27 protein-coding genes are annotated in these 23,978 nt (G+C 71.1%); 13 read left to right on the top strand and 14 right to left on the bottom strand.

Going from position 1 to position 23,978, the window contains the following annotated elements; all coding sequences use genetic code 11:
- The first annotated feature begins 45 nt into the window (after positions 1 to 45).
- Complete coding sequence (locus ACQEVU_RS56540) at positions 46 to 1,074, top strand: SIS domain-containing protein (RefSeq protein ID WP_433339784.1); 1,029 nt, start codon at positions 46 to 48, stop codon at positions 1,072 to 1,074.
- A gap of 54 nt (positions 1,075 to 1,128) precedes the next feature.
- Here the strand turns inward: ACQEVU_RS56540 and ACQEVU_RS56545 are convergent, their stop codons facing one another.
- Positions 1,129 to 1,602 (bottom strand): hypothetical protein, encoded by a 474-nt coding sequence (locus ACQEVU_RS56545; RefSeq protein ID WP_433339490.1) that lies wholly within the window; start codon positions 1,600 to 1,602, stop codon positions 1,129 to 1,131.
- 23 nt (positions 1,603 to 1,625) lie between these two features.
- On the opposite strand from ACQEVU_RS56545, the gene ACQEVU_RS56550 reads away from it, so the two are divergent.
- From ACQEVU_RS56550 to ACQEVU_RS56575, 6 genes are all read left to right on the top strand, one after another.
- Complete coding sequence (locus ACQEVU_RS56550; protein WP_433339491.1) at positions 1,626 to 3,122, top strand: sensor histidine kinase; 1,497 nt, start codon at positions 1,626 to 1,628, stop codon at positions 3,120 to 3,122.
- Between the two features lie 389 nt (positions 3,123 to 3,511).
- Entirely contained in the window at positions 3,512 to 5,200 is a 1,689-nt protein-coding gene (locus ACQEVU_RS56555) for a nitrite/sulfite reductase (RefSeq protein ID WP_433339492.1), read from the top strand.
- Positions 5,197 to 5,358 (top strand): hypothetical protein, encoded by a 162-nt coding sequence (locus tag ACQEVU_RS56560; RefSeq protein ID WP_433339493.1) that lies wholly within the window; start codon positions 5,197 to 5,199, stop codon positions 5,356 to 5,358. Before ACQEVU_RS56555 ends, ACQEVU_RS56560 begins: the two co-directional genes overlap by 4 nt.
- Positions 5,355 to 6,071: a phosphoadenylyl-sulfate reductase gene (locus ACQEVU_RS56565; RefSeq protein ID WP_433339494.1), complete on the top strand. Its 717-nt coding sequence runs from the start codon at positions 5,355 to 5,357 to the stop codon at positions 6,069 to 6,071. Before ACQEVU_RS56560 ends, ACQEVU_RS56565 begins: the two co-directional genes overlap by 4 nt.
- Positions 6,068 to 6,811 carry a sirohydrochlorin chelatase gene (locus ACQEVU_RS56570; RefSeq protein ID WP_433339495.1) on the top strand — a complete coding sequence of 248 codons (744 nt, stop codon included), beginning with the start codon at positions 6,068 to 6,070 and terminating at the stop codon, positions 6,809 to 6,811. Before ACQEVU_RS56565 ends, ACQEVU_RS56570 begins: the two co-directional genes overlap by 4 nt.
- A gap of 65 nt (positions 6,812 to 6,876) precedes the next feature.
- On the top strand, positions 6,877 to 7,170 hold the full coding sequence (locus tag ACQEVU_RS56575; RefSeq protein ID WP_433339496.1) for a zf-TFIIB domain-containing protein: 294 nt from the start codon (positions 6,877 to 6,879) through the stop codon (positions 7,168 to 7,170).
- A 69-nt stretch (positions 7,171 to 7,239) separates the two neighbouring features.
- Here ACQEVU_RS56575 and ACQEVU_RS56580 read toward each other — a convergent pair whose 3' ends face one another.
- Entirely contained in the window at positions 7,240 to 7,497 is a 258-nt protein-coding gene (locus ACQEVU_RS56580; protein ID WP_190257048.1) for a WhiB family transcriptional regulator, read from the bottom strand.
- Positions 7,498 to 7,878: 381 nt separating this feature from the next.
- On the bottom strand, positions 7,879 to 8,817 hold the full coding sequence (locus tag ACQEVU_RS56585; protein ID WP_433339497.1) for a diacylglycerol/lipid kinase family protein: 939 nt from the start codon (positions 8,815 to 8,817) through the stop codon (positions 7,879 to 7,881).
- Between the two features lie 58 nt (positions 8,818 to 8,875).
- Between ACQEVU_RS56585 and ACQEVU_RS56590 the strand changes: the two genes are divergently transcribed.
- On the top strand, positions 8,876 to 9,280 hold the full coding sequence (locus ACQEVU_RS56590) for a hypothetical protein (RefSeq protein ID WP_433339498.1): 405 nt from the start codon (positions 8,876 to 8,878) through the stop codon (positions 9,278 to 9,280).
- 49 nt (positions 9,281 to 9,329) lie between these two features.
- Complete coding sequence (locus tag ACQEVU_RS56595) at positions 9,330 to 10,007, top strand: FadR/GntR family transcriptional regulator (RefSeq protein WP_433339499.1); 678 nt, start codon at positions 9,330 to 9,332, stop codon at positions 10,005 to 10,007.
- Positions 10,008 to 10,191: 184 nt separating this feature from the next.
- Here ACQEVU_RS56595 and ACQEVU_RS56600 read toward each other — a convergent pair whose 3' ends face one another.
- From ACQEVU_RS56600 to sodN, 3 genes are all read right to left on the bottom strand, one after another.
- Positions 10,192 to 10,626, bottom strand: a complete 435-nt coding sequence (locus ACQEVU_RS56600; protein ID WP_433339500.1) for an ATP-binding protein — start codon at positions 10,624 to 10,626, stop codon at positions 10,192 to 10,194.
- Positions 10,627 to 10,652: 26 nt separating this feature from the next.
- Positions 10,653 to 11,141, bottom strand: a complete 489-nt coding sequence (locus tag ACQEVU_RS56605) for an N-acetyltransferase family protein (protein ID WP_433339501.1) — start codon at positions 11,139 to 11,141, stop codon at positions 10,653 to 10,655.
- A 78-nt stretch (positions 11,142 to 11,219) separates the two neighbouring features.
- Positions 11,220 to 11,624 carry a superoxide dismutase, Ni gene (sodN, locus tag ACQEVU_RS56610; protein ID WP_433339502.1) on the bottom strand — a complete coding sequence of 135 codons (405 nt, stop codon included), beginning with the start codon at positions 11,622 to 11,624 and terminating at the stop codon, positions 11,220 to 11,222.
- 69 nt (positions 11,625 to 11,693) lie between these two features.
- Between sodN and ACQEVU_RS56615 the strand changes: the two genes are divergently transcribed.
- The 3 genes from ACQEVU_RS56615 (at position 11,694) to ACQEVU_RS56625 (ending at position 14,259) form a co-directional block, all read left to right on the top strand.
- The gene (locus ACQEVU_RS56615) at positions 11,694 to 12,008 is read left to right on the top strand and encodes a S24/S26 family peptidase (protein ID WP_433339785.1); all 315 of its coding nucleotides are present in this window, start codon (positions 11,694 to 11,696) and stop codon (positions 12,006 to 12,008) included.
- Between the two features lie 173 nt (positions 12,009 to 12,181).
- Complete coding sequence (locus ACQEVU_RS56620) at positions 12,182 to 13,294, top strand: NAD(P)-dependent malic enzyme (protein WP_433339786.1); 1,113 nt, start codon at positions 12,182 to 12,184, stop codon at positions 13,292 to 13,294.
- Between the two features lie 20 nt (positions 13,295 to 13,314).
- Entirely contained in the window at positions 13,315 to 14,259 is a 945-nt protein-coding gene (locus ACQEVU_RS56625; RefSeq protein ID WP_433339503.1) for a zinc-binding dehydrogenase, read from the top strand.
- A gap of 116 nt (positions 14,260 to 14,375) precedes the next feature.
- On the opposite strand, the gene ACQEVU_RS56630 is transcribed toward ACQEVU_RS56625, so the two are convergent.
- A complete protein-coding gene (locus ACQEVU_RS56630) occupies positions 14,376 to 15,362 on the bottom strand; it encodes an alpha/beta hydrolase family protein (RefSeq protein ID WP_433339504.1) in 987 nt (328 codons plus the stop codon).
- Positions 15,363 to 15,435: 73 nt separating this feature from the next.
- On the opposite strand from ACQEVU_RS56630, the gene ACQEVU_RS56635 reads away from it, so the two are divergent.
- Positions 15,436 to 16,065: a Pr6Pr family membrane protein gene (locus tag ACQEVU_RS56635; protein ID WP_433339505.1), complete on the top strand. Its 630-nt coding sequence runs from the start codon at positions 15,436 to 15,438 to the stop codon at positions 16,063 to 16,065.
- Here the strand turns inward: ACQEVU_RS56635 and ACQEVU_RS56640 are convergent.
- From ACQEVU_RS56640 to ACQEVU_RS56670, 7 genes are all read right to left on the bottom strand, one after another.
- Positions 16,024 to 17,556 carry an FAD-binding oxidoreductase gene (locus ACQEVU_RS56640; protein ID WP_433339506.1) on the bottom strand — a complete coding sequence of 511 codons (1,533 nt, stop codon included), beginning with the start codon at positions 17,554 to 17,556 and terminating at the stop codon, positions 16,024 to 16,026. The genes ACQEVU_RS56635 and ACQEVU_RS56640 overlap by 42 nt on opposite strands.
- 137 nt (positions 17,557 to 17,693) lie before the next feature.
- Entirely contained in the window at positions 17,694 to 18,758 is a 1,065-nt protein-coding gene (locus tag ACQEVU_RS56645; protein WP_433339507.1) for an alpha/beta hydrolase family protein, read from the bottom strand.
- Between the two features lie 485 nt (positions 18,759 to 19,243).
- Entirely contained in the window at positions 19,244 to 20,182 is a 939-nt protein-coding gene (locus tag ACQEVU_RS56650) for a S1C family serine protease (RefSeq protein ID WP_433339508.1), read from the bottom strand.
- The gene (locus tag ACQEVU_RS56655; protein ID WP_433339509.1) at positions 20,179 to 21,645 is read right to left on the bottom strand and encodes an ATP-binding protein; all 1,467 of its coding nucleotides are present in this window, start codon (positions 21,643 to 21,645) and stop codon (positions 20,179 to 20,181) included. Before ACQEVU_RS56655 ends, ACQEVU_RS56650 begins: the two co-directional genes overlap by 4 nt.
- A 12-nt stretch (positions 21,646 to 21,657) precedes the next feature.
- Positions 21,658 to 22,347 (bottom strand): response regulator transcription factor, encoded by a 690-nt coding sequence (locus ACQEVU_RS56660; protein WP_344613221.1) that lies wholly within the window; start codon positions 22,345 to 22,347, stop codon positions 21,658 to 21,660.
- A 138-nt stretch (positions 22,348 to 22,485) separates the two neighbouring features.
- Positions 22,486 to 23,127, bottom strand: a complete 642-nt coding sequence (locus tag ACQEVU_RS56665) for a PadR family transcriptional regulator (protein WP_433339510.1) — start codon at positions 23,125 to 23,127, stop codon at positions 22,486 to 22,488.
- Positions 23,124 to 23,942: a DUF4097 family beta strand repeat-containing protein gene (locus ACQEVU_RS56670; protein ID WP_433339511.1), complete on the bottom strand. Its 819-nt coding sequence runs from the start codon at positions 23,940 to 23,942 to the stop codon at positions 23,124 to 23,126. Before ACQEVU_RS56670 ends, ACQEVU_RS56665 begins: the two co-directional genes overlap by 4 nt.
- Between the last annotated feature and the right edge of the window lie 36 nt (positions 23,943 to 23,978).

A 23,978-nucleotide genomic window follows, 5' to 3' on the forward strand; every position in this document is an offset into this window, starting at 1 on the left:
ACCGACAAGGGGAAGATCAACGTGACCGAGCAGCCCGGCGCCGGGATGAAGGCCGACATCGCCGAACAGCCGGAGGTGTTCGCCCGCCTGCTCGACCAGCAGGCCGGCGCGATCGGCGAGGTCGCCGCGAAGATCGCGCAGTGGCGCCCGCGCAGCGTGGTCTTCACCGCGCGCGGCACCTCCGATCACGCGGCCCTCTACGCCGCGTACCTCACCGAGATCCGCCTGGGCATCCCGGCGGGGCTCGCCAGCCCGTCCGCCATGACGGTGTACGGCGCCCGCCCCGACCTGCGCGACACGCTCGTCGTCGGGGTCAGCCAGAGCGGCGGCTCGCCCGACCTGCACGAGGTGCTGCGGGTCGCGCGCGAGCAGGGCGCGCACACCCTCGCCGTGACCAACAACGCCGAGTCGCCGCTGGCGCAGGTCGCCGAGCTGCACATCGACGTCGTCGCCGGGCACGAGGTGGCCGTCGCCGCCACGAAGACCTACACGGCCGAGCTCCTCGCCCTCCTCATGCTCGTGGAGAGCGTCCGTGGCGGCGGCGCGCTGCCCGCCGACGAGCTTGCCGCCCTGCGCGCGCTGCCGGGGCACGCCGAGGCGCTGCTGGCCGACGACGCCGTGGTCGACCTCGCCGCCCGCTACCGCTTCGCCGCCCGCCTGGTCACCACCGGCCGCGGCTACGCCTACCCGACCGCCCGCGAGACGGCGCTCAAGCTCATGGAGACCTGCTACCTGGCCGGCCTCGCCTTCTCCGGCGCCGACCTGCTGCACGGCCCGCTCGCGATGGCCGACCCGGACGTGCCGGTGCTCGCCGTCGTCGGCAACGGCCCGGCCGGCGCGTCGATGCGCGACGTCGTGGCCCGCCTCGGCGAGCGCCGCGCCGACACGGTCGTCTTCGGCCCGAGCGCGGTTGAGGGCGCCAAGGGCTGGGTGCGCACGCCGGACGTGGACGAGCGCTACGGCCCGCTGCTGGACATCCTGCCGCTGCAGCGCCTGGCCCTGTCGCTGGCACTGCTGCGCGGCGAGAACCCGGACGCCCCGCGCGGGCTCAAGAAGGTGACCACCACCCTGTAGCGGGCGCCGCGGAAACGCTGCGCGCGGCGAGAACGCGGACAGCCCCGCCCGGGCTCAAGAAGGTTTCGACGACGCTGTAGCGGGCGCCGCGGAAACGTTGATCACGGCCGGGCGGCCCTCCCGCAGTTCCTTCGTGTCGAAGGGGGTCGCCGGCTGGGTCCCGACCAGGATCAGGTAGGTCGGGCGAGCGCCCGGGAGGTTGCGCAGCTCGAAGGCGAAGTTGCAGTTGTACCCCGAGCCGTTCTGCGCCAGCACCCCGCCGGCGAGTGTGGTCGCGGCGATCGGCCGCCCGCCCTCGTCGGCGGCCTTGACCGTGCCGCCCTCCACGATGTCCGGCACGGACGAGGGCGCGAGGCAGGGCGTGCCGGGCACGCCGGCCGCCGCGCCGGCGACGCTGACGTAGCCGTGGATCAGGATGCCGTCCGGTTTGGACTTCTCGTCATGGCGCCCGGCCCAACCGCAACCGCCCAGCGAGAGCACCAGCAGGAGGGGAAGCAGGCAGAGCCGGATCAGATGCAAGGGCCGCACCGGGCAACCTTAGTCTTGTTCTCGTGTCGACCCTGCGTGACCTCGTCGAGGAGCACACCTCCCTCGAGCCCGACGACATCGAGCACCTGCACCGCCTCGCCGGCGACTGGCAGATCGTGTCGGACCTGAGCTTCGCCGACCTGCTGATGTGGGTGCCCATCGAGGCGCGCGGCGAGTTCGTCTGCGTCGCCCAGGTGCGCCCGACCACCGCCCCGACCGCCTACCAGGACGACCAGGTCGGGCGGGTCGCCGGCGGCCCCGAGGTCGCGCACCTGCAGATCGTGCGCCAGCAGGGCCGGATCTGGCGGGAGGGGGACCCGGTCTGGTACGGCGACATGCCCGCCCGCCACGAGGCGATCCCCGTGCGCCGCCGCGGCGAGCAGAAGGTCATCGCCGTGCTCGGGCGCGACACCAACCTGAGCACCGCGCGCACCCCGGCCCAGCTGGAGCTCAACTACCTGACCACCGCCGACGACCTCGCGCAGATGATCGCCGACGGCAGCTGGCCGCCGCCGCGGCACCCGGGGGAGACCACCAGCGCGCCGCGCATCGGCGACGGGCTGGTCCGGCTGGACGCCACCGGCAAGGTCACCTACGCCAGCCCGAACGCGCAGTCGGCGTACCGGCGGCTGGGTCTGGCGGCCCACCTGGTCGGCGAGAGCCTCGCCGAGATCACCGGCCGGCTCGTCGACGATCCGCTCGAGGGCGCCGACGCGACCGAGCGCATCAGCCTGGCCCTGCACGGCGAGGCCCCGGCCCGCAAGGAGCTCGAGGCCCGCGGCGCGACCGTGCTCATGCGCGCGCTGCCGCTCATGCCGGCCGGCGTGCCGATCGGGGCGCTGGTGCTGGTGCGGGACATCACCGAGGTACGCCGGCGGGACCGGCAGCTGATGACCAAGGACGCGACGATCCGCGAGATCCACCACCGGGTCAAGAACAACCTGCAGACCGTCGCCGCGCTGCTGCGCCTGCAGGCCCGCCGGGTGGGCGTCCCGGCGGCCCGGCACGCGCTGGAGGAGTCGGTACGCCGGGTCGCCTCCATCGCCCTCGTCCACGAGACGCTGTCCATGTCGCCCGAGTCCTCGGACGAGGCCGTGGAGTTCGACGGCATCGTCGACCGGGTCGCCGCGGCCGCCGTCGAGGTCGGCGCGACCGGCTTCCACGTGGCGGTGCGCCGCGAGGGCGACTTCGGGGTGCTGCCGGCCGAGATCGCCACGCCGCTGGTGATGGTCCTCAACGAGCTGTTGCAGAACGCCGTCGAGCACGCGTTCGAGCCCAAGGCGCCGGAGTCGCCCGAGGTCGTCGTGTCCGTGCACCGCTTCCGCAAGCAGCTGCACGTGACCGTCGCCGACAACGGCTGCGGCCTGCCCGAGGGCTTCGACCTGGACGCGAGCGAGCGCCTGGGCCTGCAGATCGTGCGCACGCTGGCCACCGGCGAGCTGCGCGGCACGATCGAGCTGCGGGGGCGGGCGGAGGGCGGCACCGAGGCGGTCATGGTGGTACCGCTGGCCAAACGGTGAATCGACCGGAGTGTGGGACAGTGTCGGGAAAGGGCACGTCACCTGCCCAAACTGGGCCTGTTTTTCCTATCGGCTGAGTCTTATTTGCGTTACCGGTCTGTCAAATCGCGCTGAGAGAACCCTCACGCGGGCGTGGCGTAAGGACCGGTCCCATGGAAGACTGCAACCTATGCACGCTGCTTCTCTGCGGCTCGTCAGCCGCCGACACGTCGACTACGGTCGCGTGCGCAGCGCCATGTGTCCGGCTTGCTGAACGCCGCCCGTTGATTTTTCCCGGGCGCGCGACTTTGCGCCGGAATTTTTTATGACATCGACGTCATCCGTTCTCGGTAGCTTCCGAAGACGGCCGGCGCTTGGTCGCGTGCTCTCAATCCTGAGAGGACGCCGACATGTCGGTGAACACGGTCCGCGGACGTGGTGCGGCCGGTGGGCGCCCTCGTGGTGAAGGCCAGTGGGCCCTCGGCCACCGCGAGCCGCTCAACCCGAACGAGCGCAGCAAGAAGGACGACAACCCGCTGAACGTGCGGGCCCGCATCGAGAACATCTACGCGCACCGGGGCTTCGACTCGATCGACCCCGCCGACCTGCGCGGGCGTTTCCGGTGGTACGGGCTGTACACCCAGCGCCGCCCCGGCATCGACGGCGGCCGCACCGCCGTGCTCGAGCCGGAGGAGCTCGACGACCGCTACTTCATGCTGCGCATCCGCAGCGACGGCGGACAGCTCTCGCTGGCCCAGCTGCGCGCGATCGCCTCGATCTCGCAGCGATTCGGCCGCGACACCGCCGACATCACCGACCGGCAGAACATCCAGCTGCACTGGATCGAGATCGAGAACGTGCCGACCATCTGGAAGGAGCTCGAGGCGGTCGGCCTGTCCACGACCGAGGCCTGCGGCGACACGCCGCGCGTCATCCTCGGCAGCCCGATCGCCGGCGTCGCGGAGAGCGAGGTGCTCGACCCGACCGAGGCGATCACCGAGATCAACCAGCGCTTCATCGGCGACCCGGAGCTGTCGAACCTGCCGCGGAAGTTCAAGACGTCGATCTCCTGGCTGCCCGACACCCCGTACGAGGCCAACGACGTCTCGTTCGTCGGCGTCATCCACCCCGAGCACGGCCCCGGCTTCGACCTGTGGGTCGGCGGCGGCCTGTCCACCAACCCGATGCTCGCCCAGCGGCTCGGGGTGTGGGTGCCGCTGCACGAGGTGCCCGAGGTCTGGCACGGCGTGGTCAAGGTCTTCCGCGACTACGGCTACCGCCGGCTGCGCAGCCGCGCGCGGCTGAAGTTCCTGGTCGCCGACTGGGGCGCCGACCAGTTCCGCCAGATCCTCGAGAACGAGTTCCTCGGCCGCCGCCTGATCGACGGTCCGGCGCCGGAGCTGCCGGAGAAGCCGATCGACCACGTCGGCGTGTACAAGCAGTGGGACGGCAAGTACTTCGTCGGCGCGGCCCCGATCGCCGGGCGCAGCTCGGGCACGCAACTCGCCGCCGTCGGGGACCTGGCCGAGCGCTTCGGCTCCGACCGGGTGCGGCTCACGCCGTACCAGAAAATCCTGGTCCTCGACATCGCCGAGGGTGACACCGAGGCGCTGGTGCGGGGCCTGGCCGGGATCGGCCTGGAGGCCCGGCCGTCGAAGTGGCGGCGCAGCACCATGGCGTGCACCGGCATCGAGTTCTGCAAGCTCGCCATCGTCGAGACCAAGGCCCGCGCCGCGGAGCTCATCGAGCACCTCGAGAAGCGGGTCGCCGACCTCGACGCCGACATCTCCATCCACCTCAACGGCTGCCCCAACGCCTGCGCCCGCACGCAGGTCGCCGACATCGGGCTCAAGGGCATGCTGGTGCGCGACGAGGCCGGCGAGATGGTCGAGGGCTTCCAGATTCACCTCGGCGGCGGCCTGGGCATGGCCGAGGGGCAGACCGCCGGTTTCGGCCGGAAGCTGCGCGGCCTCAAGACCACCGCGGCCGACCTGCCCGCCTACGTCGAGCGGGTGGCCAACCACTACCTGGCCGGGCGCGAGCCCGGCGAGTCCTTCGCCCGCTGGGTCATGCGCGCTCCCGAAGAGGAGCTGCGATGAACGAGCGGATGGCGCCGCTGTACTGCCCGTACTGCGGCGAGGAGGACCTCCGGCCACACGAGGACTCGCACGGCGCATGGGAATGCCGCAGCTGCGCCCGGGTCTTCTCGCTGAAATTCCTGGGACTGGCGGCGAACGCTTTGGAGGCGAAGCGATGAGCAGCACGACCGTTGCCCGAACCGCACAAGAATCCATCGAGCTGGCGAACGCCGCCTCGGCGCGCCTGGAAGGCCAGAGCGCCGAGAAGATCGTGGAGTGGGCCGCCGGCGAGTTCGGCGAGCGCTTCTGCGTGACCAGTTCCTTCGCCGACGCCGTCCTCGCCCACGTGGTGTCGAAGGTCGTGCCCGGCGTGCACGTCGTGTTCCTCGACACCGGCCTGCACTTCGCCGAGACGCTGCGGGTGCGCGAGATCGTCCAGCGCACCCTGCCGGTGACCGTCCGCTCGATCCGTCCCCGCCAGACGGTCGCCGAGCAGGACGCCGAGTTCGGGCCGCGGCTCTACGCCCGCGACCCCGACGAGTGCTGCTTCCTGCGCAAGGTCGAGCCGCTGGAGCGGGCCCTCGAGGACTACGACGCGTGGGCCGCGGGCCTGCGCCGCGACGAGTCGCCGAGCCGCGCCAACACGCCGATCGTGAGCTTCGAGCGGGCCCGCGGCAAGTTCAAGGTCTCCCCGCTGGCGCTGTGGACGCAGGCGGACGTGGACGCGTACATCTCCCGGTACAACGTGCCGGTGAACGCGCTCATGCGTCAGGGGTACGCCTCGGTCGGCTGCTGGCCGTGCACGCGGCGCACGCCCCCGGGCGGCGACCCGCGCAGCGGCCGCTGGGCGGCGTTCGACAAGACCGAGTGCGGGCTGCACACGTCGGGATGACCGGCCATCGCCTCGGGCCCGGTGCCGTTCTTCTGGTGGCCCACGGGTCCTCGGACCCACGGGCCGCCGCGGCCACCCGCGCGCTGACGCGGGCGGTCGCGGCCCAGCGGCCCGGCCTCGACGTGCGCTGCGCGTTCCTCGACCACGCCGGGCCGCGCCCCGGCGAGCAGCTGTTCGCCTTCGAGCGGCTCGGCCACCGCGCGGCGATGGTCGTGCCGCTGCTGCTCACCAACGCCTTCCACGGCCGCTTCGACCTGCCGGCCGTGCTGGAGCAGGCGCGGGCCGACGGCCTGCGCATGGACGTGACGACGACCGACGTGCTCGGCGCGGGCGCGCCGGTCCTGCTGCTGTCGGCGCTTCGCCGGCTGCTGCCCCCGGTGTCGTACGACGGCGTCGTGCTCGTCGCCGCCGGCACCCGCGACGACCTGGCCCGGCACTCCGTCGATGTGGCGGCGGGCGCCCTGGGCGCGGCGCTGGGCGTGCCGTGCCTGGCGGCGTACGCGTCGGGCTCCCCGGTCACCGGGGCCGTGGCCGTGGCGGCGCTGCGGGACCGCGGCTGCTCCCGGATCGCCGTGTCGTCGTACTTCCTGGCGCCGGGCAAGCTGCACGACCTGGCCGTGGACTCGGCGCTGTCGGCCGGCGCGCTGTCGCCGGTGGCGCCGCCGCTGGAGGCCAACCTCGACGTCGCCCGCCTGGTGATGTCCCGGATCGGGGCGTTCGGGCTCCTGCGGGCCGCCTGAGGCCGTTTGCGGCCGCTCCCGGGCCGGTGAACCATCACGTGGCACGTGCCGGTTACCGTTGACGGATGATGACATGCCCGAAATGCCGCGGGGAGATGCGTCAGTACGAACGCAGCGGCGTCACCGTCGACCAGTGCCTGGAATGCCGCGGAATCTTTCTCGACCGGGGCGAGCTCGAGCGCCTCATGGACGCGGAGCAGGCGTGGCAGGGTGCTCGCCAGCAGCAGCACCAGGCGCCGTATCAACAGCCGTATCAACAACCGTATCCCGCTCAGCACGGTGGCTATGGGCACTACGGCCATCACAAGAAGCACCGCCGCCATCACCGCGAGAGTTTCTTCGGCGAGCTGTTCGATTAGTCCGGGACGCAACAACGCCCCGGCCGGAAATGGCCGGGGCGTTCGGCGACTCGTGCGTAGTAGTAAGGCTCAGGCAGAGTGAGCGCGGACCCGCAGGCCACCGCGACGCTTCATCAGGCGACGCTCGTCTTCGCTCATTCCGCCCCAGACGCCTGCGTCCTGACCGGAGTCGAGCGCCCACTGCAGGCACTCGCTGGTCACGGAGCAGCGCTGGCAGACCGCCTTCGCCTGCTCAACCTGCAGCAACGCCGGTCCGGAGGTCCCAATCGGGAAGAACAGCTCCGGGTCCTCGTCGCGGCAGAGGGCATGGTGGCGCCAGTCCGACATGGCGGCAACACTCCTTGTTTTTTTCGCGGATCGTTGTTGGTGATTCCCTATATGCATCTCATGCGACGGTTCGGCTAGGCGGAGCCTGAAGATCCGTAACATGCGTGCGGGCAACGCTCAGTGGTCGTTTCGCTTGTGAATGCTTTCACGAACTACCGCGATGTCAAGGGGTCCAAACCAAAAAAATCCAAGTCGGTGAGCAAGCTCACGCACTGTTTGTCCGATTTTATGGTAGCTGGTGACCCTGGATCGCAACAGTCAGTGACCAATGTAGTACGGTTCGGTCAACGACCGGAGGGCTTTCGGAGATGCGGCCGCGGTGTCTCTTCGGCCACGCTCTGCAACTTTCTCCCCCTTCGGTGTTCGACCGCCCGGAGTGGCTCAACACACTACGCGTAATGCCCCCGGTACGGACGCAAAATCCAACTTGTCGACCTCCCCGAGGTACTCCCCGTCGACCTGGAAAGCGATCGGTTTGGCGGCGGTCACCGTGAACCCTGGCAGATCGTGCAGGCGCACGACCCGTTTGCCCCGCGGGCTGTGCCGGCTGGTCACGAGCTGGACCATGGTCCGGGCCGTGTCGCCGACCTGCAGCTCCCGCAGGCCGAGCACGTCCAGCCCGGTGTCGAACGACGCGCGCGGGTTGGGGTTCACCGGCTTCTCGCCGATGTATGTCCACGGTGCGGTGTTCTGCACCAACATCCAAGCTAGCCCGGTCTGCGCCGTTTCGCCCGGCATCTCGATCGTGAGCAGCGGCACGCGGCGGTTCGTGACCGCCAGCTGGGTCATCGTGGAGCGGAAATACAGCCACGGCGTCGACGTCGAGCCCTTGTGCCGCGCCTGGTCGACCCGCCGGACGACCTCGGCGTCCAGGCCCAGGCCGGCGCAGAACGTGAAGTACCGGTCGTCGGCGCGGCCGAGCCCGATGATCCGCTCGCGGCGGTCGCGCAGCGCCTCCAGGATCGCGCCGGTGCCCTCGGCCCAGTCGCTGGGCAGCCCGAGCGCCCGGGCGAAGACGTTGGTGGAGCCGCCGGGGACGACGGCGAGGGCGGGGCGCTCCTGGTGGCGGTCGGCGGCCGGCCCGGCGTCGAAGGTCATGAGGCCGTTGATGGCCTCGTTCACGGTACCGTCGCCGCCCAATGTCACGACGAGGTCCATGCCCTCCCGGGCGGCGTCGCGAGCGAGATCGGCGGCGTGCCCCCGGCGCTGCGTGTAGGCCACGTCCAGGTCGACCTGGCTGCGCAGGGCCCGAACCAGGATGTCCCGGCCGCGTTCGGTGGTGGTCGTCGCGTTGGGGTTGACCACCAAGAGCGCTCGCATGGGCGGCACTGTACCCGCTCCAAGGCGCGATAAGGTTGTAGCCGCATATCCCCGTGAGATGTTCGTGAGCAGGAAGGACACGCAGGTGAGCGCTCCGGCGACCCTCCGTTGGGCGGTCCGGCTGCTCCTCTTCGAAGGGGCGGGCCTGGCCCTGGTGACGCTCTGGTTGGTGTACCTCGACGTCACCGCCGACCCCCAGGACCGCCGCGCCGCGCTCGGCGTGACCGCATATCTGGCCCTCATGACCGTGCTCTTCCTCGGCATCGGCTACGCGCTGCACCGCCGCCGCCGCTGGGCCCGCGGCCCCGGCATCGTGGTCCAGATGCTGCAGATGCCGATCGGGTGGACGATGCTGACGCAGGGCCACCAGCCGTACATCGGCGCCCCGCTCTTCCTGCTCGGCCTCGCCGGCGCCGTGCTGCTCTTCGCGCCGTCGACCCGGATCGCGCTCGGAGTGCGCTGAGCGCATAGACAGGTCCCAGACGGCTCCGGTTGCTCTACGCTCTGGTGTCGTGACGGTCGCTCCCGCGTATCAGGTCCTCGCCGACCGCATCCGCGTCGACATCATCTCCGGCCAGCTGCGCCCCGGCGAGCGCCTGCCGACCGAGCCGCAGCTGTGCGAGCAGTCGGGCCTGAGCCGCTCCACGGTCCGCGAGGCGCTGCGCCTGCTGAGCAGCCAGCACCTGATCGTCACGACCCGCGGCGTCAACGGCGGCAGCTTCGTCGCCGAGCCCGACCCGCACCAGCTGGGCGAGACCCTCGCCGACGGCGTCGGCCGCCTGCTCACCAGCGGCGCCGTGACCAGCGACGACTTTCTTGAGGTGCGCCGGATGCTCGAGGTGCCGGCGGCCGGCCTCGCGGCGTCGCGCCGCCTGCCCCACCACCTGGCCGAGCTCGAGCGCGCGATGTTCGACCCGGACCGCGACGACCTTGAGCGGCGCATCGAGGCCCACGCCGCGTTTCACCTGGCCGTGGCCGCCGCGACGGGCAACTCGCTGCTCGGTCTGGTCGTGTGGCCGCTGTACAGCATGCCGGACCGCCGCGCCGTGGAGCGCGTCGCGCCGCCGCCGTTCTGGCATGCGGTCGACCGCGACCATCGCGCGCTGCTGGCGGCGATCCGCGAGGGCGACGTCTCCCGTTCGATGGGGCTGGCCCGCGCCCACATCGACAACGTGCGCCCCGTCTCCTAGCGAAAGCCGGGTTACCGGCGCTAGCGCCTGTTTCATCACTGAGGCGGGGCTGCGGCCGGCCCAGATTCCGCCTGGCGGCGTCCCGCGAAAGCCGGGTTACAACACCGGTAGCCAGGCTTCCGCGGGCCACCGCCAGACGAAATCTGGACTCGGCCTCGCTCCCACCCCAGTAATGAAACAGGCGCTAGCTCGGTGACGGACGGCGCTTGGTCAGGCGGATGCCCGCCTGGTGCCCGTCGACCGTCGCCGAGACCTCGTCGGCCAGGGCGCTCAGCACCTGCCAGGCGAACGACTCGCCGCCCGGCAGGCGCTCGTCGGGGGAGCCGAGCGGGACGGTCGTGTAGACGGTCAGCGCGTCACTCGTAACGGTGAAGCGGCACGAGAGCTCGACCGTGTCGCCCAGCTGGGGGGTGTCGGCGGCGATCGCGAGCAGCATCGCGCAGGCCTCGTCGACCGCGATGCGCAGGTCCTCGATCTCGTCCAGCGTGAACTGCAGGCGCGCGGCCAGGCCGGCCGTGGCCGTGCGCAGCACGCCAAGGTACGCGGGCGATGCCGGCACGGCCAGCAGCACCACGTCGTCGCCGTCGGCGCCGGACCTCTTCGATACGACCTGAGTCACGCGAATGAACCCCCTCGAAGGCGACTCTACGACGTCAGCGCTCGCGATGACGCGGCGAGTGCGGCCAGGGGCGCGCCGGAGAGGCGGTAGGGCACCCAGTCGCTCTTGGGCCCGGCGCCCAGCGCGTCGTAGAACGCCCGGGCCGGGTTCCAGTCCAGCACGGCCCACTCGAGCCGTTTGTACCCGCGCTCGACGCACACCGCGGCCAGCGTCGCGACCAGGGCCTTGCCGGCGCCGGTGCCGCGCGCGGGCGGGCGCACGTAGAGGTCCTCGAGGTAGATGCCGTGCACGCCCTCCCAGGTGGAGTACGTGAGAAACCACAGCGCCATCCCGATCGGCGCGTCGTCCTCGACCGCGACGTGACAGAAGACGGCGGGGGAGGGCCCGAAGAGGGCCGCGGTGAGCTGCTCCTCGTCGAGGTGGCACTCGTCGCGGGCGCGCTCGAACTCGGCGAGCTCGTAGACCATCGCGACGAGCGCGGGCACGTCGGTGGGGCGGGCGAGGCGGATGTGCAACGCAGGAACCCTTCGCGGAAAAAACGGACCCCCACCCCGCGCGGTGGCGGGGTGGGGGCCCACGGTACAGGGGCCGGATCAGGCCTGCTTCGTCTCCCAGAAGATCTTCGCGATCTCGTCGATCTTCGCCAGGAGCTGCTCGGCGACCGCCGGGTCGGCCGAGCCCTTTGCGCCCGAGGCACCCGCGAGCTTCGTGGCCTCGTTGAACAGGCCGTGCAGCTGCGGGTACTTCTCGAAGTGCGGCGGCTTGAAGTAATCGGTCCACAGCACCCAAAGGTGGTGCTTCACGAGCTCGCTGCGCTGCTCCTTGATCAGGAGGGCGCGAGTGCGGAACTCGGGGTTGTCGTTGGCCTGGTACTTCTCACAGATTGCCTTGACGGACTCGGCCTCGATTCGGGCCTGCGCCGGGTCGTAGACACCACACGGCAGGTCGCAGTGGGCGCTCACCACGGTCCGCGGGGTGAAAAGCCGCGACAGTCGCATCGAACCCTCCAGGGTGATTTGCGATGATCCTCAGTGCTCACCGTACTCCTATCCAAGTTCGGGGATTTCATGCGCCTGCCGTGGTTTGCGGCACTCGTGTCGGGCCCTTCCATGGCGCCGACGCTGCGCGCCGGGGACCGGATCCTGGTGCGGCGCACGGGATCCGCCCGAGTGGGGGACGTTGTCGTCGCCGCGTTTCGCAGCCGGCCCGATCTTCTCGTGGTCAAGCGCGTGGAACGGGCCGACGGCGACGGATGGTGGATCGTCGGCGACAACCCGTTCGGCAGTGATGATTCTTTGCGGTACGGTCGGGCCGACGTCATCGGCCGTGTGACATTTCGCTGGTGGCCACAACCGATGCGCTTCCGGCGGCTACCACGCTAAGGTGATGCGGATACGGGAGACCCCCGCCGCATTCGCAGCTTCTTTCGCGCTTTCACCCGCGCCGCGCGTCCCTCCGTATTACAAGCCGTGGCAAAGGAGCCCTCGTGCTTACATCCGTGTCCAACACTGTCTCTGACCCGGTCTTTGATCTGCATAGCGGCGGCAAGCTGTCGATGCAGTCCACGGTCCCGCTGTCCACTCGCGAGGACCTCTCCATGGCCTACACGCCCGGCGTGGCCCGTGTCTGCGAGGCGATCGCCGCCGACGAGTCGCTCGTCCACCAGCTCACCTGGGTCGGCAAGGCCGTCGCCGTGGTGACCGACGGCTCCGCCGTCCTCGGGCTGGGCAACATCGGCCCCCGCGCGGCGATGCCGGTGATGGAGGGCAAGGCCGTGCTCTTCAAGCAGTTCGGCGGCGTGGACGCGGTGCCGATCTGCCTGGACACTCAGGACCCGGACGAGATCGTGCGGATCGTGACCGCGCTGGCGCCGTCCTTCGGCGGGATCAACCTCGAGGACATCTCCGCGCCGCGCTGCTTCGACATCGAACGGCGGCTCGAGGAGACGCTGCCGATCCCGGTGTTCCACGACGACCAGCACGGCACCGCGATCGTGGTGCTCGCGGCGCTGCGCAACGCCGCCGCCGTGCTCGGGCGCGGCCTCGCAGACCTGCGGATCGTGGTCAGCGGCGCCGGCGCGGCGGGCGTCGCGGTGACCCGGATGCTCATGAACGGCGGCGCCGACGGCGGCGAGATCATCGTGCTGGACTCGCGCGGCTGCCTGCACACCGGCCGCACCGACCTCAACCCGGCCAAGGCGGCGCTGGCCGCCGAGACCAACGCCGGCGGCGTGACCGGCGACATCGTCTCCGCGCTGCGCGGCGCCGACGTGCTCATCGGCGTCTCGGGCGGCACGATCGGCGAGGACGCGCTCGCCGGCATGGCGCCGGACGGCGCGATCTTCGCGCTGGCCAACCCGACGCCCGAGGTGCACCCCGAGATCGCCGCGCGGTACGCCACCGTCGTCGCCACCGGCCGCAGCGATTTCGCCAACCAGATCAACAACGTGCTCGCCTTTCCCGGCATCTTCCGCGGCGCGCTCGAGTCCGGCGCGACCCGCATCAGCGACGGCATGAAGGTCGCCGCGGCGTCGGCGATCGCCGGCGTGCTCGGCGCCGGCGAGCTGGCCGCGGACTGCATCGTGCCGAGCGCCCTCGACCCGCGCGTGGCCCCGGCCGTGGCGGCCGCGGTCGCCGAGGCCGCGCTGCGCGACGGCGTGACGCGTTAACGAGGATTAAGGTCACGGATATGCGTGCCGCATTTGCAACCGCGTTCAACGATGCCGACCCGCTCTCCGTGCTCGAGATCGGCGAGACCGACAACCCGGCGCCCCGCGACGGCTGGGTCGAGGTGGAGGTGCGCGCCAGCGCGCTCAACCACCACGACCTGTGGTCGCTGCGGGGCGTCGGCCTCCGCGAGGAGCAGCTGCCGATGATCCTCGGCTGCGACGCCGCGGGCCTCGGCCCCGACGGCGCCGAGGTCGTCGTGTACCCGGTCGTCCCCACCGAGAAGGGCGACACCTCGATCCTGTCGGAGTACTACCCGGGCACCGTCGCCGAGCGGGTGAGCGTCCCGGCGTACAACCTCGTGCCCAAGCCCGCGGAGCTCACCTTCGCCGAGGCGGCCTGCCTGCCCACGGCGTGGCTGACGGCCTATCGCATGCTCACCACCAGGGGCCGCCTGGAGAAGGACGGTGCCGTGCTCGTCCAGGGCGCCGGGGGCGGGGTCGCCACCGCCGCCGTGCTCATCGGGACGGCGTTGGGCGCCCGGGTGTACGCCACCAGCCGCGACGCCGCCAAACGCGAACGGATCGCGGCCCTCGGCGCGATCGCCGCCGAGCCCGGCGGGCGCCTGCCCGAGCGCGTCGACGTGGTCGTCGAGACGGTCGGCGAGGCCACGTTCGAGCACTCGATGAAGTGCGCGAAGCAGGGCGGCCGGATCGTCGTGTCGGGCGCGACCAGCGGTCACCTTCCGAAGGTCAATCTGCGCCGGATGTTCGCCCTGCAGCTGGAGATCCTCGGCACGAGCATGGGCACCCCCGACGAGCTGGCCGACCTGATGGCCCTGCTGGCCCGCACCGGCATCCGCCCGGTCATCGACTCGGTGATCCCGTTCTCGGAGGCCCGCAAGGCGTTCGAGCTCCTCCACTCGGGCGACGTCTTCGGCAAGGTGGTGCTCGACCACACCGCGTGACGGATTCTTGCGCTGCGTAGCCGGATTCGATCGGGATTTGTGGGTATGTGTTACGGTGGATATACGGAACGCCACCGCCGGGCCTGTGTTGAGCGATGGCCGCCGCGACCAAGCGCTTACAGGTGTGAGTCGAGGTCGGTCGAGGGTGCCAGGGACGCGCGCGCGTCCTGGTCGCCGTAGAGCTCAAGCCGCAGAAACTCCAGCGTGCTCGTGGCAACCGTCTGGTACGCCGCCGATCCCGGCTGCAGGTACGGATCGTTGTGGTTGCCCCCGGGTATGGTGAGCATCGCCTTCGCCCAGGGCACCAGGTCGTAGGTGGCCTTCCCGCTCTCGTACGACACCATCGGATCCGCGTCGCCGTGCACGAAGAACAGCGCCGCGGGCGAACCGGTGAAGTCCGTCCCCACCCCGAGCCCGCTCCCGGCGAGAATGACCCCGGCCCGCAGCCGCGGATCGCGCGCGGCGGTGAACAACCCGACGGTGGTGATGGCCCCCGCCGAGTGCCCCGCGGCGGCCAGCCGGTGGGCGTCGATGTGCTGCCCGACCGGCCCGCCGAGCACCTGCCCGAGCACGAAGCTCGCGTCGGCGGGCTGGTTCAGCACGTCGTACAGGTCAAAACTGGGGGCGCCGCGGGTCGTGTTCGGGTAGGCCGGCGCGATCACCACGAAGCCGGCCTGCGCCCAGGTCTTGAGCAGCGGCGCAAACTCCTCGGGCGCGCCGTTCAGGCCGTGGCTGAAGATCACGGCGGGGTAGCGGCCGGGGCGGTCGGGGGTCCAGATGACCGTCCGCAGCGCGCGCCCCTCCCGGGTGTACGTCATCTGCTGCGACGACACCGACAACCCCGACGGCGGCAGGGCCAGGGGCGGCGGGAGCTGGACGGCGGCGAGCTTCGGCAGGGCGGTCGAGGCGGGGGAGGACGTTGGGGTGGCCGACTGCGCGGGCTCCGTGTGAGTCGAGCAGCCGCCCACCAGCGCGGCGACCGCCGCGAGCCCCGCGACCGCAACGCGCAGGCGCCCGTGCGGGGTTGAGGGGTGACGAGGGGACGTCCGCACGGCGCGGGCGGCGGACGCGGCCAGGGCGGCGATCGCAAGGCGCGGGCGCATGCTGACAACGGTACGAGCGGGGCACCACCGCGACCGCTTCCCCGGAGGGCGAAATCCCGCTACGTTCCGCGGCATGACTGTCGTGTTCCGGGCGCTCACCGCCGCGTGCGCCGTCGCCGGGATCGTGTTCCTGCTGGTGTGGAACCACGGCGACCTGGGCGCGTTCGTGTACTTCACGGTGCAGAGCAGCGTCGTCATCGCCGTCGTGTCGGCGGTGGCCGTGTTTCGCGCGGTGCCGGCCTCCGTCCGCGGGGCGGCGACCCTGTACAGCGTGATCACCGGGACGGTGTACCACGCCCTGCTGGCCAACCCGTCCAGCCCGTTCTACCAGGAGGACTCGGGCGCGCACACGGTGCACAACCTCCTGCTGCACACCGCCACCCCGATCCTCGCCGCGGTGACCTGGCTGGTGATCGAGCGGGAGCGGGTCAAGTGGTGGCTCGCCGCCGTCTGGCTGGCCTACCCGCTGGCGTACCTGGTGTTCGCCCTGATCCGGGGCGCGTTCGTGCACGAGTACCCGTACCCGTTCATCGACCTCAACAAGCAGCACGCCGGCGGGGTCACGGTCAACTCGATCGGGTTCACGATCGCGTTCTTCCTGCTCGGGCTGCTGCTCATCGGGATCGGGGCGCTCCTGCGCGGGGTGCTGCCGGGCGGGCGGTCAGACGAGGACGCCCGGGTTGAGGATCCCGCGCGGGTCTAGCGTCCGCTTGGCGGCGCGCAGGGCCTCGTGGAACAGCGGGGAGCGCTCGTCGTCGTACCACGGGCGGTGGTCGCGGCCCACCGCGTGATGGTGCGTGATCGTCCCGCCGTTGCGGGCGATCGCGTCGCTGACCGCCGCCTTGATCTCGTCCCAGATCGCGACCTCGGCGCCGCGGCGGCCCGGGGTGATGATCGTGAAGTAGGGGGCGGGCCCGTCGGGGTACACATGCGTGAACCGGCACGTCACGACCGCCACGCCGGTCGGTGCGGCCTCCCGCGCGGCGGCCAGGACCGCGGCGTGCAGCGCCTCGAACCGGCCCCAGGTGCACGCGGTCTCGACGGTCTCGACGACCAGCCCGAGCCGGATCAGCGCATCACGGGTGTACGGGGCCTTGAGAAACGCCTCGCGAAAGCCCCTCGATTCCGATTTTTCGGATTCGGTACCCCCATGTGCCCGGCAGATCTCCAGCGCGCCCGCCAGCAGGGGTGCGTCGGGCCCCTCGAAGCCCAGCATGAGGCGGACCTGCCCGTCCTGGGCGCCGGCGTTCAGCATCGCCTCGACGGGATCGAGCAGCCGGCAGTTCGCGGGGCGCAGCCCGGCCTGCACGATCTCCTTGGTGGCGGCCACCGCGTCGAGGTACACCGGGAAGCTCACCGCCGCCGATGCCCGCTCGGCCGGTCGCTTCTGCACCCGCAGCCACGCCTCGACGATGACCCCGAGCGCGCCCTCCGAGCCCAGGAACAGCGCGTTGGCGTCCGGCCCGGCGCCGCTGGAGGGCACGCGCGGCGACTCGACCGGCCCCTGCGGCGTGACGATGCGCAGCGCCTCCACAAATGCGTCGATGCGCGTCGGGCCGGTCGCATAGTGGCCGCCGGAGCGCGTGGCCAGCCAGCCGCCGACGGTGGAGAACTCGAAGCTCTGCGGGAGGTGCCGCAGCGTCAGATCGTGCGGGCGCAGCGCCTCCTCGAGCGCCGGCCCGAACACGCCGGCCTGCACGCGCACGGCGCGGTTGACGTCGTCGATCTCCGCGATCCGGTTGAGCCGGCTCAGGTCCAGGGAAACCCAGGGCCTTTCGCCGCGGTACTCCACCCCGCCGACCACCGACGTCCCGCCCCCGTAGGGCACGACCGCGGCGCCGGCGGCCTCCGCCCAGTCGAGCGCGGCGACGATGTCGTGCACCGTGCGGGGCAGGCACACGAGGTCGGGCGGGTTGGGCAGGTCGCCGTGCAGGGCGCGCACGACGTCGCGAAACGCCTTGCCGTACGCGTGCGAGGCGCGGCTCATCGAGTCGGCGAGGAACGCTTCCTCCATGATGGACGGAGGGATGAGCCGCGGCGGGCCGAGGAGCGGGTCGAAGGGCAGCGGGAGTACCGAACCGTCGATCGGCATCCAGGGGCGCAGCGCCCGCTCCGCGAGGCGGCGGCAGGCCGCGTCGTCGAGGGCCTCATCGGCATGGCCCCAGCCCCACCAGGATCGCTCGCGGTACCCCACGCGGGGGAGAGTGCCACAATCCGACACTGTTCGGCCACTGTGGGCAGTGGCGGTCTCGGTATTCTGTCGGCCATGCCCGATGACCGCATTGACCCTAGTCAGAACACCCAGGCATTCCAGGCCTGGGTGGACCAGAATCAGCCGGCCGAGCCCGCCAAGTCGCGGACGTTGCTCTGGGTCGGCGTCGGCGTGGCCGTCGTCGTGGTCGCGCTCGTGCTGTTCGTCGCGCTGGGGTAGATCCCAGACGGGGCGTAGATCCCCGACGATTCGAAGTGCGTGAAACCGGGCAGCGTGGCGTCGTTCGCCAGCCGCAGCCGGGCCTCGTCGTCGTCGTTGAGCGCCCAGTCGAGAAAGTCCAGCAGCGTGGCCATCGCCTGCACGTGGCCGCGCTCCGGGTCGTTGGTGCCGGCGCCGTGCTCGCCGCCCTCGATCGTGAGGAACGCCTTGGGCCACGGGTCCTTGCCGTACGACTCCCGCCCCTGGCTGTAGGCCACCACCGGGTCCTTGTCACCGTGGATGAACAGGATCGGGACCGGGCTGCCCTTGTATGCCGTGGTCGGCCGCCCCGCGAAGATCACGCCCACCTTGAGCCGCGGGTCGCGGCGCCCCGTGAAGAGCCAGTCGGTGGTCGTGCCGCCGCCGGAGTGCCCGACGGCCCCGAGCCGGTCCGGGTCGATGCTCGCGGCGAGCGGGTTGTCGGCCCGGAGCAGCTGCGAGATCACGAACGACGCGTCCGTGGCCTGGTTGGGCACGTCGGTCTTGTCGAACCTGGGCCCGTCCTTCTTCGTGAACGGGTACGCCGGCGCGGCCACCACATAGCCCGACTCGGCCAGGAACTTGGTCATGCCCTCCTGCATCTGCGGGTTGCTGTAGAAGCCGTGGCTCCACAGCAGCAGGGGGAACTCGCCGGGCAGCGGCGTGGCGTCGACCTGGGTGTGCCCGTGCGTCTGCCGGGCGGAGCCGCGCACGGGATACCACACGGTGGTCGGCAGCGGTCGATCCTTGCCCCGGGCGAACGCGAAGTGCCGGACGCCGACGGCGTGCGGCACATTGGCCGCGCTCGCGACGGCGGTCGCCCCGGCGGGCGTCGTGAATGGCGTGCCGCCGTCATCGGACCCGGACGCTGCTGCGGCGCCGCCCACGATGAGGAGGGCAGCGGTCAGGAGCGAGACGGTAGCAGTTCGGGTGCGACGCGGGGGCACGTGAAGAATGTAAGTGGGGCCTGTGGTAGGCCGTTATCGCCCGACTGGGGACAATCGATTAGCTTGCCGGACTACACCAGGTTGTCAGCGGATGACCCATTTGGCGGACACAACTACCCTCGTACGGATCGCCTGGCCACCTGATATTCACATTGAACAGGCGAAATATCCGATTTATCCGGACATATCCCGCGATTCGCGCCACCCGCTTACGTTCGCCGGCGTGGCCCATGGTGGCCGGCGGCGGGCGCGATCGGTCGCTCGTTGGTGAAGTGACGTGGGTCGCTTCGAGCTTCGTGACTGGATGCCTTGCGGTGGGTGAACCGGATATGTCCGCCGCTCCGCGACGGACATATCCGACATTTCGGTTATGCGCCATTCTGGGTGCGCGCGAAGTAAGAGGGGGTCGGGCAAGGAAAGGCGGCGCACCCCGCCAGGTGCGCCGCCTCTCTTCGGGGAGGGGAAACCAGCCTTGGATGACGCGATCAGCCCAGGAGTTGCTGCGCCACGGACTTCGCGGTGTTGCTCGAGATCGCGAACCCGACGCCGATGTTGCCGGCCGTGGAGCCCGAGGTCGCGATCGCCGTGTTGATGCCGATGAGCTGGCCCGAGGTGTTGACCAGCGCGCCGCCCGAGTTGCCGGGGTTGATCGCGGCGTCGGTCTGGATCGCGCCGGGGATCTTGGTGGCGGCGGAGCGGTTGTCCTCGCCCTCGTCGATCGTGCGGTTCAGGGCGCTGACGATGCCCGAGGTCACCGAGGACTCCAGGCCGAGCGGGCTGCCGACCGCGAGGACCGTGTCGCCGACGTGGACGGACGAGCTGTCCGCGAACGCGAGCGGGGTGTAGCTGCCGCCGCCGACGATCTTGACCACGGCCAGGTCGCTGGAGTCGTCGGCGCCGACGATCTGGGCCTGGGCGGTCTTGCCGTCGGAGAAGGTGATCTGGACCGTGGTGCCGCGGGCGGTGGCGACGACGTGGTTGTTCGTGAGGATGGCGCCGTCCTGGGTGATGATCACGCCGGAGCCGACGGCGGTGCCGGTGTTGATCGACACGACGCTCGGCAGGACCGCCGCGGCGACGTTGGCCAGGTTGGCCGTGCCGGACTGCGAGCTGGAGTTCTGCGCGCTGATCACCGTGTTGCTGGCGGTGGCGGCCGGGCGGAGCTCCAGGGCCGCGTACCCGCCGCCGACCGCCGAGCCGATCGACAGCGCGACGGCGGCGACCACGGCGGCGACGCCCCTGCCGAGGCGGCGGCGCTGCAGCGGGGCCGGGACGGCGGTGACCGGCGTCACGTACGGTGACGACGGCGGGTACCACTGCGGCGGGTGCTGCATGTGCGGCACGTGCGGCGGTACGTGGTTGGAAGGCATGTGCTGCTGCTGTTCCGTGGCCGGCTCCGGAACCCATCCCTGCTCTTCGCTCATGATTTGAGCTTGCCGACGGCAGCTTGCGGACCACCGGGAGCAGCCTGGGAAGCGGCTGTGAGGGGAAGGCGAACCTGGAAGGTGGCCCCACCACCCGGCGTGACGAACACCGACACCGTGCCGCCGTGCACCGCGACGAGCGCGGCGACGATGGCGAGGCCCAGCCCGCTGCCGCTGTGGGCGCCGCCGGCCTGCCGCCGGGTGCGCGCCTTGTCTACCCGGTAGAACCGTTCGAACACCCGCGCGGCCTGCTCGTCCGTCAGGCCGGGTCCGTGGTCCACCACCTCGATGAGCGCGTCGGTACCGTCACGACGCAGCCGAAGCTCTATCGGAGTACCGGCGGGGGTGTGGGTGAGCGCGTTGGTCACCAGGTTGCCGACCACCTGGCGCAGCCGGGCCTCGTCGCCGTTGACCTCGATCGGCTCGTCGCGCTCGAGCTCCAGGTCGATCTGCCGGTCGGGGGCGACGGCGCGGGCCGCCGACGCGGCGTCGCCGGCGATCACGCGCAGGTCCATGTCGGCGAGGCTGAGCGGGCGCTCCTGGTCCAGCCGGGCGAGCAGCAGCAGGTCCTCGACGAGCAGGCCCATCCGGGAGGCCTCGTCCTCGATGCGGCGCAGGAGGCCGGCCGTGTCCTCGGGGTCGCGGGCGGCGCCCTGGCGGTACAGCTCGGCGAAGCCCCGGATCGTGGTGAGCGGCGTGCGCAGCTCGTGCGAGGCGTCGGCGATGAACTGGCGCATCCGGTCCTCGGAGGCCTCGCGCACCCGGAACGCGCCCTCGATCTGGCCGAGCATGGTGTTCAGCGCGGCGGCCAGGTGGCCCATCTCGGTCTCGGGCGGGCTCTCCGGCACGCGCCGGCTCAGGTCGCCGGCCGCGATGGCGGCGGCGGTCCGCTCGATCTCGCGCAGCGGCTGCAGGCTGGTCCGCACGATCGTGACGCCGACGGCGGCGATGACGACGAGCACGCCCGCGCCGATGAACAGCTCCGCGGCGACGAGCTCGTCGACCGCGCTGTCGACCATCGAGAGGTTCTCGGCGACGCCGACGGCGCCGCCGGGGCGCTGGGTCACGAAGATCCGCCAGCGCTCGTGCGTGGCGGCGGCGCGGACCGTGTACGGCTCGTCGAGGTGGCTCGCCAGCTCGTCGCCGTTGGTGGGCAGCGGCGGCGCGTTCTGCTGGGAGACGCCGATGACGGTGAGGCGCGCGTTGTCGTCGTCGATCGGGGTGTAGACGAAGTAGAAGTAGTTGCTGGGCATCGACGTGTCCGTCTGCGGGCTCATCCTGGACAGCCGGTCCGTGGTGAGCGTGCCGGCGAGCGCGCGCAGCTGGTTGTCGACCTTGTCGATCATCGAGCTGCGCATGACGAGCGCGCTCGCGATGCCGATGACCAGCAGGGCCAGGGTGACGAGCGACAGGACGGCCGCGATGAGCTTGACTCGCAGCGGTACGTCGGCGATGAACCGCACGACGGCCTCGCGTCAGACGGGCAGGCGCAGGACGTAGCCCACGCCGCGCAGCGTGTGGATCAGCCGCGGCTCGGCGATGTCGACCTTGCGCCGGAGGTAGGAGATGTAGGACTCCACGATGCTGTCGTCGCCGCGGAAGTCGTAGTTCCAGACGAAGTCCAGGATCTGCGCCTTGGACAGGACGCGGCCGGCGTTGAGCATGAGGTACCGCAGGAGCTTGAACTCGGTCGGCGACAGCGCAATCGTCTGCCCGGCCCGGCTCACCTCGTGCGTCTCCTCGTCCAGCTCCAGGTCGTGGAAGACGAGCCGGTTGGGCCCGGGGTCGCCCGCGGTGCGCCGCAGCACGGCCCGGATGCGGGCGGTGAGCTCCTCGAGGCTGAACGGCTTGGTGACGTAGTCGTCGCCGCCGAGCGTGAGGCCGCGGACCTTGTCCTCGGTGCCGTCGCGGGCGGTCAGGAACACCACGGGAAGCCGGACGCCGCCCTCGCGCAGCCGCCGGATCACCTCGAACCCGTCGAGGTCGGGCAGCATCACGTCGAGGACCACGAGGTCGGGCTTGCTTTCGCGGGCCGCGGTGACCGCCTCACTACCGGTGGTCACCGCGTCAACCGCAAAACCGGCAAAGCGCAGGCTGGCGGAGAGGAGCTCGCGGATATTCGGGTCGTCCTCGACCACGAGCAGCCTCGCCTCAGCCTGCGCCACGCCTGGCGACGATGCACCCCCGGATTGTGCTACGCCGCCTCGTACCCCCATGCGCATATCTTTCCGCCCTCCGCTGGTGTAGGGCTGGTGGTTGCCTGGGAAGTTCCTGGGCAACCCGCCTGCCTCGCCGGGCGCGCCCTACCGCAGCAAGCGTCTCACCTGGTCGATCGCACCGTCCAACACCACGAGCGTCGCGCGCATCGTCTCCTGGCTCGCCCGCCCCGCGCGAGCCAGCCGGCGCACCTCGGCCAGCAGCTGAGCGGCCTTGTCCTCCAGCTCGCGCACGGCGTCGGAGGGCGCCGGCGCCGGGCGGGTGCCGGCCGCGCCCGGCCGTGTCGGGTACCCCCACCCGAACGACCCCGGCCCCGCCGGCGCGCTGTTGTTGCGCACCTGGCGGCTGGCCTCCTTGAGCTCGCGCTTGAGGTCGCGCACCGAGCCGCGCACGCCCTGCTCGACCTCGTCGGCCAGCGTCGAGAGGTCGGCGAGGGAGGCGTTGATGTCGCTCTCGAGCGCCTCGAGCTCGACCGCGCGCCGCTGCAGCTCGTCGAACCCGGCCGGGGTGATCTCGTAGACCTTGCGCCCGCCCTCGGCCGTGTGCGTGATGAGGCCGTCGGCCTCCATGCGCTGCAGCCGCGGGTAGATCGTGCCGGCCGAGGGCTGGTAGAGGCCGTGGAACCGGTTCTCCAGCAGGCGGATCAGCTCGTAGCCGTGGCGCGGGCCTTCGTTGAGCAGCTTCAGGAGGTACAACCTCAGGCGCCCATGGGAAAAAACCGCGCTCATTCGTCCACTGCTTCCTCGTCGTCGACGGGCCGGCGCAACAACGAGATCGTGCCAGACGTCGCGTTCGCGGCCAGATGCCCGCCGGTGCCGGTGCCGAGGCGCCCCATCACCGTTTTCCGGCTGTGCTGGTCGAGCTCGGGGAACGCGTTCACGACGTGGCCGGAGATCGCGTTGAGGCTGACCCGCAGGTCGCTGTCCTCGCGCACCCGGGCCGTGATCTCGCCCGACACGGTGTCGAGCCGGACCTCGGTGCCGGCCGGCGGGTTGTCGAGGTCGCAGGTCAGGGAGCCGGAAATAGTACGCGCCGTCACGACCGCCGCCGTCGAGTCCGCGACCACGATCTCCCCGGACACCGTCTCGAGGTCGACCTGCCCGCCGAGCGTGAGCGCCTCGATCGAGCCGGACACGACCTTGCCGGCGACCCGCCCGTCGATGCCCAGCAGCGTGATCCGCCCGCTGGTGACGTCGACGGTCGCGCCGTTGCGCAGCGAGGACGCGATCACGGACCCGGACGTGACGCTGAGCCTTACGGCCGCGTGTTCGGGCACGACGACGGAGACGTCCACCTTGAACCGCGAGCCGACCAGCCACCACAGGAACCCGGGCCACCCCTTGGGGAACTCGTGCGCGATCGTGAGCCGCCCGTTTTCGAGCGAGACGTCGACGGGTCGATCCCCGATGTGCGTCACCTCGATCCGCGCCGGCCCGTCACCCCCGACGACGTTGAGCCGCCCGGACACCAGCGACACACTGAGGTCGTTGACGTCTTCTTCAAGCGTGAGCCGCTCCGGCTCGGTGATCTTCCACGCGGTCATCGCGCACCTCTCACTCACTTCCGTGCTGAGAGCGTA

Origin of the sequence: Dactylosporangium sp. CA-139066, assembly GCF_050936175.1 — a bacterium.
Classification (GTDB): domain Bacteria; phylum Actinomycetota; class Actinomycetes; order Mycobacteriales; family Micromonosporaceae; genus Dactylosporangium.

What these genes read in the sequence shown, in the direction of transcription:
- ACQEVU_RS56560 (WP_433339493.1), top strand. Translation starts at nt 5,197, where the DNA reads ATGAACGAGCGGATGGCGCCGCTGTACTGCCCGTACTGCGGCGAGGAG.
- ACQEVU_RS56625 (WP_433339503.1), top strand. Translation starts at nt 13,315, where the DNA reads ATGCGTGCCGCATTTGCAACCGCGTTCAACGATGCCGACCCGCTCTCC.
- ACQEVU_RS56635 (WP_433339505.1), top strand. Translation starts at nt 15,436, where the DNA reads ATGACTGTCGTGTTCCGGGCGCTCACCGCCGCGTGCGCCGTCGCCGGG.
- ACQEVU_RS56585 (WP_433339497.1), bottom strand. Translation starts at nt 8,817, where the DNA reads ATGCGAGCGCTCTTGGTGGTCAACCCCAACGCGACGACCACCACCGAA.
- ACQEVU_RS56620 (WP_433339786.1), top strand. Translation starts at nt 12,182, where the DNA reads ATGCAGTCCACGGTCCCGCTGTCCACTCGCGAGGACCTCTCCATGGCC.
- ACQEVU_RS56590 (WP_433339498.1), top strand. Translation starts at nt 8,876, where the DNA reads ATGTTCGTGAGCAGGAAGGACACGCAGGTGAGCGCTCCGGCGACCCTC.
- ACQEVU_RS56665 (WP_433339510.1), bottom strand. Translation starts at nt 23,127, where the DNA reads ATGAGCGCGGTTTTTTCCCATGGGCGCCTGAGGTTGTACCTCCTGAAG.
- ACQEVU_RS56555 (WP_433339492.1), top strand. Translation starts at nt 3,512, where the DNA reads ATGTCGGTGAACACGGTCCGCGGACGTGGTGCGGCCGGTGGGCGCCCT.
- ACQEVU_RS56580 (WP_190257048.1), bottom strand. Translation starts at nt 7,497, where the DNA reads ATGTCGGACTGGCGCCACCATGCCCTCTGCCGCGACGAGGACCCGGAG.
- ACQEVU_RS56575 (WP_433339496.1), top strand. Translation starts at nt 6,877, where the DNA reads ATGATGACATGCCCGAAATGCCGCGGGGAGATGCGTCAGTACGAACGC.
- ACQEVU_RS56630 (WP_433339504.1), bottom strand. Translation starts at nt 15,362, where the DNA reads ATGCGCCCGCGCCTTGCGATCGCCGCCCTGGCCGCGTCCGCCGCCCGC.
- ACQEVU_RS56570 (WP_433339495.1), top strand. Translation starts at nt 6,068, where the DNA reads ATGACCGGCCATCGCCTCGGGCCCGGTGCCGTTCTTCTGGTGGCCCAC.
- ACQEVU_RS56615 (WP_433339785.1), top strand. Translation starts at nt 11,694, where the DNA reads ATGCGCCTGCCGTGGTTTGCGGCACTCGTGTCGGGCCCTTCCATGGCG.
- ACQEVU_RS56650 (WP_433339508.1), bottom strand. Translation starts at nt 20,182, where the DNA reads ATGAGCGAAGAGCAGGGATGGGTTCCGGAGCCGGCCACGGAACAGCAG.
- ACQEVU_RS56540 (WP_433339784.1), top strand. Translation starts at nt 46, where the DNA reads ATGAAGGCCGACATCGCCGAACAGCCGGAGGTGTTCGCCCGCCTGCTC.
- ACQEVU_RS56670 (WP_433339511.1), bottom strand. Translation starts at nt 23,942, where the DNA reads ATGACCGCGTGGAAGATCACCGAGCCGGAGCGGCTCACGCTTGAAGAA.
- sodN (WP_433339502.1), bottom strand. Translation starts at nt 11,624, where the DNA reads ATGCGACTGTCGCGGCTTTTCACCCCGCGGACCGTGGTGAGCGCCCAC.
- ACQEVU_RS56565 (WP_433339494.1), top strand. Translation starts at nt 5,355, where the DNA reads ATGAGCAGCACGACCGTTGCCCGAACCGCACAAGAATCCATCGAGCTG.